Here is a 16,792-nt window from a genome sequence, read left to right on the forward strand (position 1 = left end):
GACGGCGCGCCCGCCCGGCCGACGGCCCCGGGCGGGGCGGCCCCCGGGCGAGGCGGGGCGAGGGCGCCGGGCGGGCCGGGGCGCGGGGGCCACCCTGGCCGACGTGCGCGAGCGGCCGGAGCAGTCGGCCCGTCCCTCAGCGGACTGACTTCAGGGCCCGCACCAGGGCCTGGGCCCGGGGGTCGGCGGTGACCGACTTGGCCAGGGCGTTGGTGACGTAGCCGAAGCCGATGCCGGCCTCCGGGTCCGCGAAGGCCAGGGAGCCGCCGCGGCCGGGGTGGCCGAAGGAGGCGGGCGAGAGCAGCGGCGAAGCCGGACCGTGCAGCATGTAACCGGCGCCGAACCGGGTGTTGACGACCAGGACCCGGTCGGGGCCCGCGGAGTGCTCGCGGGCGGCCAGCCCGGTGGTGGCCGGGGTGAAGACCCGCGCACCGTCCTCGACCACGCCGATGGTGGCCGCGTAGAAGCGTGCCAGGGCGCGGGCCGTGCCGATGCCGTTCGAGGCGGGGAGCTCCGCGGCCCGGTACGCGGGGGCGTTCTCGTCGGGCAGCGGGTCGATGGCGGCGAAGGCGCGGCGTGTGAGGGACGCGGGATCGGCGTAGGCCTCGGAAACGTTCCTGCGCGGCCTGGTCCTCAGCACCCCGGCGCTCTCCGGCGGCTCGACCGGGGCCACCCGGCCCACCCGGCCGGCCTCGGCCTCGGCGTCCGGCAGGCCGATCCAGAAGTCCACGCCGAGCGGCTCGGCGATCTCCTCCGCCAGGACGCGGCCCAGCGTGCGTCCGGTCACCCGGAGCACCAGCTCGGACAGCAGCCAGCTGTAGGTCTGGGCGTGGTAGCCGTGCCCGCTCCCCGGCTCCCAGAACGGGCGCTGCGCGGCGACCGCGCGGGGCCCGGTCACCCCGTCCGCGGCCTCGGCGGCGGTCAGTGGCCGGTCCAGGGCCGGGACGCCCGCGCGGTGCGCGAGCAGGTCCCGTACGAGGACCTTCTCCTTGCCGCCCGCCTTGAACTCCGGCCAGTACGCGCCGACCGGCGCGTCCAGGTCGAGGAGCCCGCGCTGGTGCAGGAGCAGCGGGACGGCGGCGGCCACGCCCTTGGTGGCGGAGCGGACGACCTGCGCGGTGTCCTCGGTCCACGGGGCCGTCCCGTCGGCGTCCCTGGTGCCGCCCCACAGGTCGACGACCTTGCGGCCGTCGCGGTAGACGGCGACGGCCGCGCCCCGGTCCCCGAGCGCCTCGAAGTTGCGTACGAAAGCGTCCCGGACGGGCTCGAAGCCCTCCGTCACCACACCCTGGATGTCCACGTGCGGTGCAACAAACGGGGACCGGTGCTTATGCCACCGATACCGACCGCGGGTCGAAGCCGAAGGGGAGCTCCAGCCGGTGGGCCCGCATCAGCCTCTCGTCGCACAGCAGGTCCTGCGTGCCGCCGTCCGCCGCGATGACGCCCTCGCTGAGGATCACCGAGCGCGGGCACAGCTCCAGGGCGTAGGGCAGGTCGTGCGTCACCATCAGCACGGTGACGTCCAGCGAACGCAGGATGTCGGCGAGTTCGCGGCGCGAGGCCGGGTCCAGGTTGGAGGAGGGTTCGTCCAGGACCAGGATCTCCGGCCGCATGGCCAGTACGGTCGCCACGGCCACCCGGCGGCGCTGCCCGAAGGAGAGGTGGTGCGGCGGGCGGTCGGCGAAGTCGGCCATGCCGACCTGGTCCAGGGCGGCCCGGACCCGCTCCTCCAGCTCGGCTCCCCGCATACCGGCCGCCGCCGGGCCGAAGGCGACGTCCTCGCGCACGGTCGGCATGAACAGCTGGTCGTCGGGGTCCTGGAAGACGATCCCGACCCGGCGCCGGATCTCGGCCAGGTTCCGCTTCTCCACCGGGAGGCCGGCCACGGCCACGGAGCCGACCCCGCCCGCGAGAATCCCGTTGAGGTGCAGCACGAGGGTGGTCTTGCCGGCGCCGTTGGGGCCGAGGAGCGCGACGCGCTCGCCGCGTCCGACGGTGAGGTCGACGCCGTACAGCGCCTGGTGGCCGTCCGGGTAGGCGTAGGCGAGGCCGGCGACTTCGAGCGAGGGGGCGGGGGGAGGAGTGCTGGTCACAGGGTCCATCCCATCAGACAGACGGCGAGGGCCGTCACCGGGAGCACGGCCGCGTACGCCCACTGGCCGCGCGTGGCCACGGCTTCGTCGATGACCGGCATGGAGCCGGCGTAGCCGCGGCTGACCATCGCCAGGTAGACCCGCTCGCCGCGTTCGTAGGAGCGGATGAACAGCGCACCGGCCGTCTTCGCCAGCACGCCCCAGTGCCGGATTCCGCTCGCCTCGAAGCCGCGTGAGCGGCGGGCGACGGACATCCGCCGCAGTTCGTCGCCGATCACGTCGCCGTAGCGGATCATGAAGGAGGCGATCTGCACGAGCAGGGGCGGCAGCCTGAGCCGCTGCAGGCCCAGCAGCAGGGCCCGCAGCTCGGTCGTCGAGGCGAGCAGGACGGACGCGGCCACGCCGAGGGTTCCCTTGGCGAGGACGTTCCAGGCGCCCCAGAGCCCCGAGACGCTGAGCGACATGCCGAGGACCTCGACCCGCTCACCCTCGGCCACGAAGGGCATGAGGACGGCGAAGGCGACGAAGGGGACCTCGATCAGCAGCCTGCGCAGCAGGAAGCCGGCCGGGATCCGGGCCACGGCCGCGACCCCGGCGAGGAGCAGTGCGTACAGGCCGAAGGCCCACACCGCCTCCCGCGGTGTGGACACGACGACCAGGACGAAGCCGAAGGTCGCGGCGAGCTTGCAGTGCGGGGGGAGGGCGTGGACCGGCGAGGTGCCCGGGCGGTAGAGCCTGTGGGCGTGGCCGGCACCCATGTCAGACGACCTGGGCGGAGGTGGCGGTCGGCTCGTCGGATGTGCGGCGGCGGGCGGCCCAGAAGATCCCGGTGCCGGCGACGACGGTGACGCCGACGCCGATGACCCCGGCGAGACCGCCGGAGAGGCGGGCGTCCTCGACGTCCTTGACGCCGTAGTCGGCGAGCGGGGAGCCGGCGGCGGCGTGCTCCTCGGCCTTCGCGTCGATGCCGTTGTCCGCGGCGACCTTCTCCAGGCCGTCGGGGTCGGCGGAGGCGTAGAAGGAGACGAACCCGGCCAGGACGAGGGCGGTGACCAGGCCGGTCGCCCACACCTTCTTCGTCGAGCCGCCGGCGGCGGCGGGCTGCGGGGCGGTCGCGGGCGCGTCGACGAGCGCGCCGTCGACGCGCAGCTTCAGCGGCGTGGCCAGGCCGCGGGCCCCGTGGACCAGGTCGGGCCGTACGGCGATCACGGCGCCGACGGTCGCGGCGGTGATGACGGCCTCGCCGATGCCGATGAGGACGTGGACGCCGACCATGGCGGTCAGGACCTTGCCGAGGGACACGTCGGTGGTGCCGCCGACGGCGTAGACGGCGGTGAAGGCGGCGGCCGAGGCGGGCACCGAGAGCAGGGCGGCCACGAAGCCGGCCGTGGTCACGGAGCGGCGGGTGGGCGGCAGGAGGCGGAGCAGTCCGCGGAAGAGCAGGTGCGCGGTGACGACGGTGACGACGCCCATGACGGTGATGTTCACGCCGAGGGCGGTGAGGCCGCCGTCGGCGAAGAGGATGCCCTGCATGAGCAGGACGACGGACACGCAGAGCACGCCGGTATAGGGGCCGACGAGTATCGCCGCGAGCGCGCCGCCCAGCAGGTGGCCGCTGGTGCCCGCGGCGACCGGGAAGTTCAGCATCTGCACGGCGAAGATGAAGGCGGCGACGAGTCCGGCGAGCGGGGCGGTCCGCTCGTCGAGTTCGCGGCGGGCGCCGCGGAGGCTGACGGCCACCGCCGCGGCCGCCGCCACCCCGGCGGCCACCGAGACGGGTGCGTTGATGAATCCGTCGGGCACATGCATGGAGTGGGCTCCGCTTCTTATACGGTCTTTAACCGTTCAAGAATAGTGCTTTGTTGCGAACGGTTGGCAAGAGCGGGCGCGTCACAAAAAGCCGCGCGCACTTTCGTCGGAATGTGCGAGGCTGGAGGACAAGCGGACGGATATGTCCCGATTCGAGGAGTCTGGTCGATGTCAGCCACCGCCGAGAATCTCCCAGCGACCGCGACCACGACCACGGCCACGGCCGTGGCCCCCGTCGAGGAGCGGGTCCGCGCCCGTGTGATCACGGACGACCCCCTCTACCGGGCCATCCCCGTTGCCCTGCGTTTCCTCCCGGCCGAGCCGCTGGCCGTGCGGATCGTCTTCCCGGCCGACCTGTCCCCCGAGGGCACCGACAACGAGTGGGTCTTCCCCCGGGCGTTGCTGGAGGCCGGTCTCCAGGCGCCGACCGGTACCGGGGACGTACGCGTCTGGCCCTGCGGCCGCGTCCAGGCGGTCGTCGAGTTCCACTCCCCCGAGGGCGTCGCGGTGGTCCAGTTCGACATCGCCGCGCTGCGCCGCTTCCTCCGGCGCAGCCACGCGGCCTCCGCCGCCACCCGATAGGCGCAAGCCGCCGTACGCGACGGGCCCGGCCCCGTACTCCCGGGTGACCGGGGGTACGGGGCCGGGCCGTGTGCGGCGCGCGGCGGTCAGGCGTTGACCAGTTCGCGGTCCTTGTCCGGGCCCTCGCCCTGCGGGGACCCGGCGGCGAGGTGCTTGCGCAGGCTCTCGCCCTCCACGTCCACGTTCGGCAGCATCCGGTCCAGCCACTTGGGCAGCCACCAGGCCTTGTGACCGAGCAGTGCGAGCACCGCCGGGACGATGGCCATGCGGACCACGAAGGCGTCGAAGAAGACCGCGACGGCCAGACCAAAACCGATCATCTTGACCATCTGCTCGCTGGCCCCGATGAAGCCCGCGAACACCGCGATCATGATGACGGCGGCGGCCACGACGACCCGCGCGCTGTACTGGAAGCCGGTCACGACCGCCTGGCCCGGGCGCTCGCCGTGGACGTACGCCTCCCGCATGCGGGTGACGAGGAAGACCTCGTAGTCCATGGCCAGGCCGAAGACCACGCCGACCATGAAGATCGGCATCATCGACATGATCGGACCGGTCTGCTCCACCCCGAAGACCGAGCCGAGCCAGCCCCACTGGAAGACCGCGACGACCGCGCCGAGGGCCGCGACGACCGACAGCAGGAAGCCGAGGGCCGCCTTGAGCGGGACCAGGATCGAGCGGAAGACGAGCATCAGCAGGAGGAAGGCGAGGCCGACGACGAGGGCCAGGTAGGGCAGCAGCGCGTCGTTCATCTTCTGCGAGAAGTCGATGTTCATCGCGGTGGCGCCGGTGACGAGGACGTCGTCGCCGCTGCCGTCGCGGATCTCGTGGACCAGTTCCTCGGTGTGCGTGGAGGACGGACGGTCCTTCGGGATCACGGTGATCACCGAGGTGTCACCGGCCTCGTTGGGGGTCGGCGGCATGACCGCGGCGACGCCCTCCAGGCCCTTGATCCGGTCGACGGTGGAGTCCGCGAGGGCCTTGTTCCCGTCGACGACCACCATCAGGGGGCCGTTGAAGCCCGGGCCGAAGCCCTCGGACAGCAGGTCGTAGGCCTGGCGCTGGGTGGTGGAGACCGGCTGGGCGCCGTCGTCCGGCAGGCCCATCTCCAGCTTGCTCGCCGGGACGGCGATGACGCCGAGGCCGATCACACCGGCCAGCAGCACCATGACGGGGCGGCGCAGGACGAAGCGGGCCCAGCGGGTGCCGCCGTTGGCCTTCTTCTCCGATGCCGGCTTGCCCTTGCCGAACAGCCTGCTCTTCTCGCCCGCGGGCAGGACCTTCCTGCCCGCGAAGCCGAGGAGGGCCGGGACCAGGGTGAGCGCGACCAGTACGGCGATGACCACGGTGCCCGCGGCCGCGACGCCCATCTTGGTCAGCATCGGGATGTTGACGACGGCCAGGCCCACGAGGGCGATGACCACGGTCAGACCGGCGAAGACGACGGCGGAGCCGGCGGTACCGGTGGCCCGGCCGGCGGCCTCGTCGCGGTCGCGGCCGTCGGCCAGCTCCGCGCGGTAGCGGGAGACGATGAACAGGGCGTAGTCGATGCCGACGGCGAGGCCGATCATCGTGGCGAGGGTGGCGGTGGTGTTGCCGAGGTCCAGCACGTTGGCGAGCGCGGTGATGGAGGAGACGCCGATGCCGACGCCGATGATCGCCGTCAGCAGCGGCAGACCCGCCGCGACCAGCGAGCCGAAGGTGATCACCAGGACGATCGCGGCGACGAGGATGCCGATGATCTCGCCGGAACCGGTCTCGGGGGCCACCATCAGCGCGTCACCGCCGATCTGGACGTTCAGGCCCGCCGCCTTGGCGCCCTCGCCGGACTCCTTCAGCGCGTCACGGGTGGCGTCCTTCAGCTCCATGCCGCTGACGGTGTACTTGGCGCTGATGTAGGTGGTGGAGCCGTCCTGGCTGACCGCCTGCACCTCGTACGGGTTGGTCACGGAGGCGACCTGCTCCGAGCCGGGACCGGTCTGCAGACCGCCCACGATCTTCTCGACCTCGGCCTTGGGGCCGGGGTCGGTGACCTTCGCACCCGCGGGGGCCTTGACGACGATGCGCGCGGTGGCGCCGTCGGCGGCCATGCCCGGGAACTTCTTGTCCAGCAGGTCGAAGGCCTTCTGGGCCTCCGTGCCGGGTATCGAGAACGATCCGGAGGTCGGGGCGGCCGCTGAGGCGGCGCCGAAACCGGCGGCGAACAGCAGCGCCACCCAGAGGAGGGCGACGAGCCCGCGGCGCCTGAAGGCGCCCCGGCCGAGTCGGTAGAGGAAGGTGGCCACGTCGGTGGTTCTCCCGTTCAGGTCGTGGGATGGATCCGGAGGGATCAGGGCGTGGGAAGCCGGCCCGACGACGAGAGCGGCGTGTCAGGAGCAGCGGGGCGGCACGGGGTGCCGGGTACCGGGGACGGGGAGGTTCAGACGCCGAGGGCGGGGAAGACCACGGCGTCGATGAAGTCACCGAGGAACGCCCGGTCCACCGGCCGGTCCTCGATCAGCGGGAGCGCGATGAACGCCCCGATGAGCATGTGCGGTACGAAGCCCAGGGCCGGGCACCCGGGGGCGATCTCGCCCCGGTCCACCGCGCGCTGCAGCATCACCTGCAGCCCGGTGATCTCCGGGTCGACCAACAGGTCCCGCAGCGCCTTGTGGAGCTCCGGGCTCTCGTGGACGGCATGGGCCAGACCCCGCATCAGCGCGGTGTCCTTGGCCATCTGCGCGTCGTCCGAGTGCTCCACCATGAGCGCGAAGTCCCCGCGCAGGCTGCCCGTGTCGATCTCACGCAGCGAGACGGGCTGCGTGCACCGCAGGGCCTTGGCGACCAGCTCCGGCTTGCTCCCCCACTGGCGGTAGAGGGTGGCCTTGCTGGACTTCGTACGGGCGGCGACCGCGTCCATGGTCAGCGCCTCGTAGCCGACGTCACGCAGGAGGTCGAGGACCGCCTCGTGCAGTTCGGCCTGCCGTTCGGGGGTGATCCGGCTGCGCCGGGCCGCCATCGCCTCGGTCATCTCCGTGCCTCCATCCGAACGAAACTGTTCCGTACGCTTAAGACGATACCCCTCCTCGCAGCGAAACGAAACCGTTCCGTTTCGCTTGAGGGGGTGGCGTGGATCACCAGTACGAGTTGCCGCACCCCCTCCGCGCGGAAAGCATTGGGGGGTGAGTCACGACGTCGCGTACCTCCGGTTCCCGCACCTGCACGACGACCTCCTGTGCTTCGCCACCGAGGACGACCTCTGGGTCGCCCCGCTGGTCCCCGACGGCCACACCCCGGGACGCGCCTGGCGGGTCACCGTCGACCGGACCCGGGTCGGCCACCCCCGCTTCTCCCCCGACGGCCGGCACATCGCCTTCACCACCTGGCGCAGCCTCGACCCCGAGATCCACCTGGCGCCCGTCGACGGCGGGCCCGCCCGGCAGCTGACCCACTGGGGCGCCACCGACACCCGCGTCTGCGGCTGGGACCCCGACGGCAACGTCCTCGCCGTCTCCTCGCACGAACAGCCGTTCTCCTACTTCTCCTGGGCCTACAAACTGCCCGCCGACGGCAGCCCCGGCGGGCGCCTGCCCTGGGGCCCCGTCTCCGACATCCAGGTCGCCGACATCGACGGCGAGCACCGCAGCCTGCTGCTCACCGGCAAACCGCCGCACGAGCCCGCCGCCTGGAAGCGCTACCGGGGCGGCGCCATGGGCCGGCTCTGGCTGCACGGACGCCAGCTCCTGGAAGGCCTCGAAGGACACCTGGACGCGGCGATGTTCGTGGGCGGCCGGATCGCCTTCCTCTCCGACCACGAGGGCATCGGCAACCTCTACTCCTGCCTGCCCGACGGCACCGACCTGCGCCGCCACACCGACCACGACGAGTTCTACGCCCGGCACGCCTCCAGCGACGGCTCCCGGGTCGTCTACCAGTGCGCCGGGGACCTCTGGCTCGTCGACTCCCTGGCCCCCGACGCCGCCCCGCGCAAGCTCCAGGTCCGCCTCGGCGGCCCGCGCGCGGGCCGGCGCACCTACCAGGTACCGGCCGCCAGCCACGTCGACTCCCTCTCGGTGGACGCCACCGGGCGGGCCAGCGCGGTCGTGGTGCGCGGCAGCCTGTACTGGCTGACCCACCGCGACGGACCGGCCCGGACCATCGCCGACACCCCGGGCGTGCGGGTGCGGCTGCCGGAGATGCTCGGCAGCGGCGGACAGGTCGCCTACGTCACCGACGCCGAGGGCGAGGACGCGATCGAGATCGCCTACCTGCCCCGGGCCTCGGGGGACCGGGAGCCGCGCCGACTGGCGTCGGGCGCACTGGGACGCGTGACCGAACTGCTCGCGGACCCCGAAGGGGAGCGCCTGGCCGTCGCCTCGAACGACGGCCGGCTGCTGCTCGTCGACGCGACGGAGGAGTCCGACGGCGAGGTCACCGAGCTGATCCGGTCCATCAACGGCCCCGTCACCGACCTGGCCTTCTCCCCCGACGGGGACTGGCTGACCTGGTCCCACCCGGGCATCGGGCGCTCGCTGCGGCAGATCAAGATGGTCCGCCTCTCCGGCCCCGGCGCACGCACCGTCGTCGACGTCACCAACGGCCGCTTCGCCGACGAGAATCCGGTCTTCACCCGGGACGGGCGCTACCTGGCCTTCCTGTCCTGGCGCGGTTTCGACCCGGTCTACGACGTGCACACCGGCGACCTCTCCTTCCCGCTGGGCTGCCGCCCGTACCTGGTGCCGCTGTCCTCCGCGACCCCCTCCCCCTTCGCGCTCTCGGCCGAGGGCAGGCCCGCGGCGGGCGGACTGGACCCGGGCGAGGGCGAATCGGAGAACTCGGGCGAGGGCGGCGCCGTGACCGTGGAGGTGGAGGGTCTGGAGAGCCGGGTCACCCCGTTCCCGGTGACCGCATCCAAGTACTCGGCCCTGTACCCGGTGCACGGCGGCGGGCTGGTCTGGCTGCGCTGGCCGATCTCGGGCGCGCTCGGCGAGACCTACGCCAACCCCAACGACATCAGCGGCAAGCCCACGCTGGAGCACTTCGACCTGACCAAGGCCCGCAAGAGCGAACTGGCCTCGGGGCTGGACTGGTTCGCGGTCAGCGGCGACGGCACCCGGCTCGTGGTCAACGACGACGGTGACCTGCGCGCGGTCCCCGCGACCGAGTCGGGCGACGGCGACTCGACGGTCTACCTGGACCTGCGGCGCATCCTGCACGAGGTGGACCCGGCGGCCGAGTGGCGCCAGGCCTTCGAGGAGGCCGGGCGGATCATCCGCGCCTACTTCTGGGAGCCGAACATGTGCGGCATCGACTGGGACGGCGTACTGCGCCAGTACCGTCCCCTGGTCGAACGGGTCGCCTCCCCCGACGAGTTCGCCGACCTGCTGCGCGAGGTGCTCGGCGAGCTCGGCACCTCGCACGCCTACGTCTCCCCCGCCCGCCGCAACGAGGGCCCCCCGCACTACCAGCGGGCCATCGGCCTGCTCGGCGCCAACCTGGTCCCCCGGGACGGGACATGGGTGGTGGCCAAGATCCTGCCCGGCGAGTCCTCCGACTCCAAGGCCCGCTCCCCGCTGGCCGGAACCGGCATCAGGGAGGGCGCGGTGCTCACCCACGTGGACGGCCGGCCCGTGGACCCGGTCGCCGGCCCCTACCCGCTGCTGGCGGGGGCGGGCGGCACCACCGTCGAGCTGACCTTCCGGCCGGAGGAGGGCTCGGCCCGCTCCCGCCGGGTCGCCGTCGTCCCGCTGATCGACGAACGGCCACTGCGCTACCAGGACTGGGTGTCCAAGCGGCGCCAGGTGGTCCGCGAGCTCAGCGGCGGCCGGTGCGGCTACCTCCACATCCCCGACATGGGCGGCTCGGGCTGGGCGCAGTTCAACCGGGACCTGCGCCTGGAGATGTCCCGGCCCGCGCTGATCGTGGACGTGCGCGGCAACGCGGGCGGCCACATCAGCGAGCTGGTGGTGGAGAAGCTCACCCGTTCCATCCTCGGCTGGGACCTGACGCGCGACGCCCAGCCCGTCAGCTACGCCTCCAACGCGCCCCGCGGCCCGATCGTGGCGCTGGCCGACGAGGCGACCTCCTCGGACGGCGACATGATCACGGCCGCCTTCAAACTGCTGGGACTGGGGCCGGTGGTGGGCCAGCGCACCTGGGGCGGGGTGGTCGGCATGACCGGCCGGCACACCCTCGGCGACGGCACGGTGATCACGGTGCCGATGAACGCCGCCTGGTTCCCGGAGTACGGCTGGTCGGTGGAGAACCACGGCGTGGAACCGGACTTCGAGATCCTGCGCACCCCGCTCGACTGGGCGGAGGGCCGGCACGCCGGGATGGACGACGCCGTCCACCTGGCGCTGGAACTGCTCGAACAGGACCCGGCCGCGATGCCGCCCGGCTACACGGACGTACCGGACCGGCGCCGTCCGAAGCTGCCGCCCAGGCCGTGACCGGCGGCCGGAAGGGGGCGCGGCCGCCGGTCACGGCCGCGCCCCCTGCGGGCCTCATGGGTGGCGGACGCAGCCCGCGCCCCGGTCAGTGGCTCCGGGTGCGTTCCTGCTCGTCCGCGGCGCCGCCCGCCCCGACCAGGCCCCGGGAGACACCGGCCAGCCGGGGCTCGAAGCGCTTCACGTCGCGCTGCCCGACGGTCGCGATGATCCCGGGCAGGTAGCCGCGCACCCCCTGCATCCCGCGCAGCCACCACTGCGCGTACACGTGCGGCGAGCGCCGCTCGATGCCCGCGACGATCCGGTCGACGGCGGGCCCCAGCGGGTAGGTACGGTTCGCCGGCCAGGGCAGCCGCTGCCGCAGCTCCCGCATGACCTCGTCCTGGTCGGCGCCGCGCACCATGTCCGTGTCCGTCCACGAGAGGTAGCCGACCCCGACGCCCACGCCCTTGTGGGCGACCTCGGCGCGCAGGCAGTGGGCGAAGGCCTCGACGCCGGACTTGGAGGCGCAGTAGGCGGTCATCATCGGCGCCGGGGTGATGGCGGCGAGCGAGGCGATCTGGAGGAAGTAGCCGCGGCTCTCCGTCAACGCGGGCAGGAAGGCCCGGGCGGTGACGGCCCCGCCGATCAGGTTCACCTCGATCACCCGGCGCCAGGCGTCGGGGTCGGAGTGGGCGAACGGCCCGCCCGCCGCGACCCCCGCGTTGGCGACGACGATGTCGACCTTCCCGAAGCGCTCCGCGACCTCCTGGGCGACGCGCGCCATGGCCTCGTGGTCGGTGACGTCGGCATACCAGTGCTCGCTGTCGGTGTGCAGGCGCTCGGAGACCTCCTTGAGGGCCTCCGGCTCCAGGCCGACGAGGGCGATCCGCGCGCCGCGGGCCGACAGCTTGCGGGCGAGCAGCTCGCCGACCCCGCGGGCGGCCCCGGTGACGACGGCGACCCGGCCTTCCAGACTCCTGCGAGCACTCACGGTGTCTTCTCCTTCTCGGTGGTGACGAGATGGCGCGCGATCAGCTCGCCCACAGCACGGGTGACGGCTTCGGGAGCCTCGACAGGGGTCATGTGCCCCACGCCGGTGAGCTCGGTGAGGCCCACGCAGTTCGGCAGCGCCTCGGCGAGCCCGCGGGCGTGGACGACCGGGGTGAGCCGGTCGGCGGTGCCGCCGAGCACGGCGGTGGGGACGGTCAGCCGCGCCACGTCCGCGTCCAGGTCCAGCCCGGCCAGCACCCGGGACCAGGCGTGCCGCACCCCGGTGGGGCAGGCGTGCACGATACGGGCGCACGCCTCGACCCGGTCGGGCGCGGAACCGGGGCCCATGGTGGCGTACTTGAGGATCTTCCGGGCGACGGGCGTGACCGGCCCGAGCGGGGCGCGCGATCCGAGGACCGCGCCGGTGACCCGGGTCCGGGCGCGCCCGGCGCGCCCCGGCAGCACGGTGGCCCGCTCGACCAGGGCGGAGCTGCCGGTGCTGCACAGCAGCGCGGCGGCGGCGTGCTCGGTGAACTCGGGCCGGGCGGCGGCCGCCATGATCGTCATGCCGCCCATGGAGTGCCCTGCGACGACCGCGCGCTCCCCCGGGGCGAGGGTGGCGCCGAGCACCGCCACGAGGTCGTCGGCGAGTGCGGTGGTGCTGTGCTCCCGGGCGGCGGGGCTGCGCCCGTGTCCGCGCTGGTCGTAGGCGACGACCCGGTGGCCGGCGGACAGGGCCCGGATCTGCGCGGCCCAGAACGCCGTGGAGCAGGTCCAGCCGTGGGCCAGCACCACGGCCGGCGCCCCCTCCTCCCCGTGCACCTCGACGTGCAGGCGGGACCCGTCGGCGGAGACGGCGACGAGTTCGCGCCGCGGGGCGGGCGGGGCGTAGGGGCCGGAGGTCACGTGCGCCGGGCGGCTCACGCGGCGCCCTCGGCGGCGTCGGCCCCGGCGGTCGCGGAGCCGGCCCCGCCGGCGTCCCCGGCGCGGGGCTCCGGGGGCAGTGCCCCGGGCGACGGCGCCGCGGCGGTGGCCGCCGCGACGACCGCCGGCAGCCGCTCGCGGTCCCGGGCGCGTACGACCTCGTACTCCCCCAGGTCGACGCTGCGCGTCTCGCGGCGGAACTCACCGGTCGTGCCCGGCCAGACCGTCGTGTTGCGGCCGTTCGCGTCCAGGTACCAGCTGGTGCAGCCGCCGGTGTTCCAGACCGTCCGCTCCATCCGGGCCTGCACCTGCCGGTTCCACCGGTTCACGGCGGAGGGGCGCGCGGCGAGCGCGACCTTCCCGCCCAGCATGCCCAGCTGCCGCAGGTAGTCGGCCATGTAGTTCAGCTGCGACTCGATCATGAGGATCATCGAGCTGTTCCCGAGACCGGTGTTCGGGCCGATGATCGTCATCCAGTTGGGGAAGCCGGCCGCGGTCGCACCGCGCAGCGACTGCATCCCGTCCTTCCACTGGTCGGCGAGGGTCCTGCCCTCCACGCCCACCACGCGGTCGGCGATCGGCAGGTCCGTGACGTGGAAGCCCGTACCGAAGACGATCGCGTCGACCTCGGTCTCGGTTCCGTCGGCCGCGACCAGGACCGAGCCCCGGATCTCCTTCAGTCCGGAGGCGACCAGGTCGACATTGGGCCGTGCCAGCGCCGGGTAGTACTCGCTGGAGAGCAGGATCCGCTTGCAGCCGATCCGGTAGGAGGGGGTCAGCTTGGCGCGCAGCTCCGGGTCCTTGATCGACCGGGCCATGTTGGCCTTCGCGAGCGCCTCGATCAGTCCGAGCTGGTTCGGCCGCTTGGTGAAGGCGCTGACCTGGAGTTCGCGGATGCCCCACAGCAGCCCCCGGCGGGCGGCGCGGGTGAAGGGCAGCTGCCGGTGCAGCCAGCGCTCCACCGCCGAGATCGCCCGGTCGGTGCGCGGCATCACCCACGGCGGGGTCCGCTGGAAGAGCGTCAGGCGCTCCACGTCGGGGGCGATGGCCGGCACGATCTGGATCGCGGAGGCCCCTGTACCGATCACGGCGACGCGCCGGCCGGCGAGGTCGTAGTCGTGGTCCCAGCGCGCGGAGTGGAAGACCTTGCCGGGGAACCCGGCGAGTCCCGGCACCTCCGGCAGCTTCGGCTCGGACAGCGGCCCGGTCGCCGAGACCACGACGTCGGCGGTCAGCTCGCCCCGGGAGGTCTCGATCTCCCAGCGCAGTTCGTCGGCGTCCCAGCGCATCATCAGGACCTCGGAGTCGAGCCGGATGTGCCGGCGCAGCCCGAAGGTGTCCGCCACGTGCTCCAGGTACTCCCGGATCGCGGGCTGTCCGGAGAAGGTCCTGGGCCAGTCCGGATTCGGTGCGAAGGAGAAGGAGTACAGGTGCGAGGGGACGTCGCACGCGCATCCGGGATAGCTGTTGTCCCGCCAGGTGCCGCCGACGGAGTCGGCCCGTTCCAGGACGACGAAGTCCGTGATCCCCTCGCGCCGCAGCCGTACGGCCGCCCCGAGCCCGCCGAACCCGGACCCGATCACCGCCACTCGTACGTGCTCGCGCCCCTCGCGCCCGCCCATGCCGCCCATGCCCGCCGCCTTCCGCTCATCCGCAGTTCCAGCCACGCAACGCCGCAACGCACCACACCATCGAAACACTGCCAGCAATCACTGGCACAATCGGGAGGGTAGAGCAGCCCAGTACTCATGGGTAGGGGGCGGACCCGGAAAGTTACTCCCGGTACGCCCCAGGGGCCGCTGTGGCGATCACGCCCGGCCCAGCGAGCCCGGCGTGATCGGCAGGACACCCCCTGGGCTCCCCTAGGCTGCATCTGTGGCGAAGGAAGAGACACAGGCGAAGCCGGGACGCGAGTACCGCACCGAGGAGCTGGCCGAGGCGGCCGGCATACCCGTGCGCACCCTGCGCTTCTACCGGGAGCGCAAACTGCTCCCGCCGCCCCGCCGCGAGGGCCGCATCGCCTGGTACGACGAGCACCACCTGGCCCGCCTGCGCACCATCGCCGCCCTGCTCGAACGCGGCCACACCCTCGGCGGCATCGCCGAGCTGACCGCCGCCTTCGAGAAGGGCCGCGACGTCGGCCAGCTGGGTGAGCTGCTCGGCATCGGCTGGTCCGAGGAGACCCCGGTCCGGCTCACCCCGGAGGAACTGGCCGACTACTTCGAGGGCGAGGTCACCCCCGAGAACCTGGCGGCCTCCCTCGACCTGGGCTACCTCGCCGTCGACGGCGACACGATCGTGCACGTCAGCCGCCGCCTGCTGGACGTCTCCTCCGCGCTGGTCCGCGAGGGGGTGCCGCTCGCCGAGGTCCTGGAGACGGGCCGCCGCGTCCGCGAGCACGCGGACGCGATGGCGCTGCTGTTCACCGAGCTGATCTCGCAGCACATCTCGCCCGACGCGCTCACGCGGCTGCGCCCGCTCGCCAAGAGCGTCGTCGAGGCCGAGCTGACGATGGCGATGGACCGCCTGTCGGCGTCCGCGCAGGGTCAGACGCCGAGCTCGTAGACGACGGTCACGGGCGCGTGGTCGGACCAGCGCTCGGGGTGCGTCTCGGCCCGCTCGACGAAGGCCTTCACGGCCTTCGCGGCCAGCCCCGGGGTCGCCACCTGCAGGTCGATCCGCCAGCCGGCGTCGTTGTCGAAGGCACGGCCGCGGTAGGACCACCAGGAGTACGGCCCCTCCGTGTCGGGGTGCAGCTCGCGCACCACGTCGGCGTAGCCGGCCTCGGCGTAGACCTTCCCCAGCCACTCACGCTCCTCGGGGAGGAACCCGGCGCTCTTGCGGTTGGTCTTCCAGTTCTTGAGGTCGGCCTCCCGGTGACAGATGTTCCAGTCACCGCAGACCACGACCTCACGCCCGTCGGCGGCGGCCTTCTCCTTCAGTACGGTCAGGTAGGCCAGGAACTCCCGCATGAACCGGTACTTCTCGTCCTGCTTCGCCGTACCCGCCTCGCCGGAGGGCAGGTAGAGGCTGGCCACGGTCACACCGGGCAGGTCGATCTCCAGGTACCGCCCGGAGGTGTCGAATTCCTCACTTCCGAAGCCGACCTGCACCCGCTCCGGCGCGCGCCGCGTGTAGAGCGCGACCCCGGCCCGGCCCTTCACGGCGGCCGGCGCGAAGACGGTGTGCCAGCCCTCGGGAGAGCGCACCTCCTCCGGGATCTGCCCCTCCTCGGCCCGTACCTCCTGCAGGCACACCACGTCGGCGTCGGATCCCGCGAGCCACGCCCCGAAGCCCTTCTTGGCGGCGGCCCGGATCCCATTCACATTCACGGAGGTCACAGTGAGCATCCCAGCACCATAGCGGGAGGGTTCCGTACGATGTCCGGATGTCTCATGGGATCGAGCTCCGCACCGTGCCGTACGACCACCCGGACGCGGTGAAACTCAACGACCAGGTCCAGCTCGAATACCAGGAGCGGTACCAGGGCGAGGGCGACGCGACCTTCCTGGACCCGGCGATGTTCGCGCCGCCGCAGGGGCTGTACATAGTGGCGTACGACACCTCCGGCGCCCCGGTGGCGACCGGCGGCTGGCGCAGCCAGGAACGCAACGACGAGGGCTACTCGGACGGCGACGCCGAACTCAAGCGGATGTACGTCGTCCCGGAGGCCCGCGGCCTGGGCCTGGCCCGCCGCATCCTGGCCACGCTGGAGACGGACGCCCGCGCGGCGGGCCGCCTGCGGATGGTCCTCGAAACGGGCGACCGGCAGCCGGAGGCGATCGCCCTCTACCTCTCCGAGGGCTACGCCCCGACTCCGAAGTTCGGCTTCTACCGCTTCCACGACTCCAGCCGCTGCATGGCCAAACCCCTCCGGCCCGCGAGCCCCTCCAGCCCCTCCAGCCCCGCCGCCGTCTGAGGCGCGGGGCCCGGGGCGGCGCCCCCGGCGACGGCGCGGCGGCCGCGCTACCGCGGGAGCCAGAC

The 16,792-nt window shown here is 73.1% G+C and carries 14 protein-coding genes; 4 read left to right on the forward strand and 10 right to left on the reverse strand.

Annotation, left to right across the window (positions count from 1 at the left end):
• Positions 1–136: 136 nt before the first annotated feature.
• From ACIPXC_RS08475 to ACIPXC_RS08490, 4 genes are read right to left on the reverse strand one after another with little or no spacing between them, the layout of a single operon-like run.
• A complete protein-coding gene (locus ACIPXC_RS08475) occupies positions 137–1,300 on the reverse strand; it encodes a serine hydrolase domain-containing protein (RefSeq protein WP_401614813.1) in 1,164 nt (387 codons plus the stop codon).
• A 28-nt stretch (positions 1,301–1,328) separates the two neighbouring features.
• Positions 1,329–2,102, reverse strand: a complete 774-nt coding sequence (locus ACIPXC_RS08480) for an energy-coupling factor ABC transporter ATP-binding protein (protein WP_401614815.1) — start codon at positions 2,100–2,102, stop codon at positions 1,329–1,331.
• A complete protein-coding gene (gene cbiQ, locus ACIPXC_RS08485) occupies positions 2,090–2,851 on the reverse strand; it encodes a cobalt ECF transporter T component CbiQ (RefSeq protein WP_392579751.1) in 762 nt (253 codons plus the stop codon). Before cbiQ ends, ACIPXC_RS08480 begins: the two co-directional genes overlap by 13 nt.
• A 1-nt stretch (position 2,852) precedes the next feature.
• Positions 2,853–3,902, reverse strand: a complete 1,050-nt coding sequence (locus ACIPXC_RS08490; protein ID WP_401614817.1) for an energy-coupling factor ABC transporter permease — start codon at positions 3,900–3,902, stop codon at positions 2,853–2,855.
• 168 nt (positions 3,903–4,070) lie between these two features.
• On the opposite strand from ACIPXC_RS08490, the gene ACIPXC_RS08495 reads away from it, so the two are divergent.
• A complete protein-coding gene (locus ACIPXC_RS08495) occupies positions 4,071–4,484 on the forward strand; it encodes an SsgA family sporulation/cell division regulator (RefSeq protein WP_401614820.1) in 414 nt (137 codons plus the stop codon).
• A gap of 86 nt (positions 4,485–4,570) precedes the next feature.
• Here ACIPXC_RS08495 and ACIPXC_RS08500 read toward each other — a convergent pair whose 3' ends face one another.
• The gene (locus tag ACIPXC_RS08500; protein WP_401614823.1) at positions 4,571–6,769 is read right to left on the reverse strand and encodes an MMPL family transporter; all 2,199 of its coding nucleotides are present in this window, start codon (positions 6,767–6,769) and stop codon (positions 4,571–4,573) included.
• 134 nt (positions 6,770–6,903) lie between these two features.
• Positions 6,904–7,494, reverse strand: a complete 591-nt coding sequence (locus tag ACIPXC_RS08505) for a TetR/AcrR family transcriptional regulator (protein WP_030027812.1) — start codon at positions 7,492–7,494, stop codon at positions 6,904–6,906.
• A 151-nt stretch (positions 7,495–7,645) separates the two neighbouring features.
• Between ACIPXC_RS08505 and ACIPXC_RS08510 the strand changes: the two genes are divergently transcribed.
• Entirely contained in the window at positions 7,646–10,915 is a 3,270-nt protein-coding gene (locus ACIPXC_RS08510; RefSeq protein WP_401614827.1) for a S41 family peptidase, read from the forward strand.
• Between the two features lie 85 nt (positions 10,916–11,000).
• On the opposite strand, the gene ACIPXC_RS08515 is transcribed toward ACIPXC_RS08510, so the two are convergent.
• From ACIPXC_RS08515 to ACIPXC_RS08525, 3 genes are read right to left on the reverse strand one after another with little or no spacing between them, the layout of a single operon-like run.
• Complete coding sequence (locus ACIPXC_RS08515) at positions 11,001–11,885, reverse strand: SDR family oxidoreductase (RefSeq protein ID WP_401614830.1); 885 nt, start codon at positions 11,883–11,885, stop codon at positions 11,001–11,003.
• Entirely contained in the window at positions 11,882–12,808 is a 927-nt protein-coding gene (locus ACIPXC_RS08520) for an alpha/beta fold hydrolase (protein WP_401614833.1), read from the reverse strand. The genes ACIPXC_RS08515 and ACIPXC_RS08520 overlap by 4 nt, the downstream gene beginning before the upstream one ends.
• Positions 12,805–14,430 (reverse strand): flavin-containing monooxygenase, encoded by a 1,626-nt coding sequence (locus tag ACIPXC_RS08525; protein WP_401614977.1) that lies wholly within the window; start codon positions 14,428–14,430, stop codon positions 12,805–12,807. The genes ACIPXC_RS08520 and ACIPXC_RS08525 overlap by 4 nt, the downstream gene beginning before the upstream one ends.
• Positions 14,431–14,683: 253 nt before the next feature.
• Between ACIPXC_RS08525 and ACIPXC_RS08530 the strand changes: the two genes are divergently transcribed.
• Positions 14,684–15,373: a MerR family transcriptional regulator gene (locus ACIPXC_RS08530; RefSeq protein WP_401614835.1), complete on the forward strand. Its 690-nt coding sequence runs from the start codon at positions 14,684–14,686 to the stop codon at positions 15,371–15,373.
• Here the strand turns inward: ACIPXC_RS08530 and ACIPXC_RS08535 are convergent.
• A complete protein-coding gene (locus ACIPXC_RS08535; protein ID WP_401614838.1) occupies positions 15,355–16,158 on the reverse strand; it encodes an exodeoxyribonuclease III in 804 nt (267 codons plus the stop codon). The two genes, ACIPXC_RS08530 and ACIPXC_RS08535, sit on opposite strands and share 19 nt — an antisense overlap.
• A gap of 38 nt (positions 16,159–16,196) precedes the next feature.
• Here ACIPXC_RS08535 and ACIPXC_RS08540 point away from each other — a divergent pair, with 38 nt between their 5' ends.
• Entirely contained in the window at positions 16,197–16,727 is a 531-nt protein-coding gene (locus ACIPXC_RS08540) for a GNAT family N-acetyltransferase (RefSeq protein ID WP_401614841.1), read from the forward strand.
• The last annotated feature ends 65 nt before the right edge of the window (positions 16,728–16,792 follow it).

The sequence above is a fragment of the Streptomyces sp. NPDC090021 genome (genome assembly GCF_044748225.1).
Classification (GTDB): Bacteria; Actinomycetota; Actinomycetes; order Streptomycetales; family Streptomycetaceae; genus Streptomyces.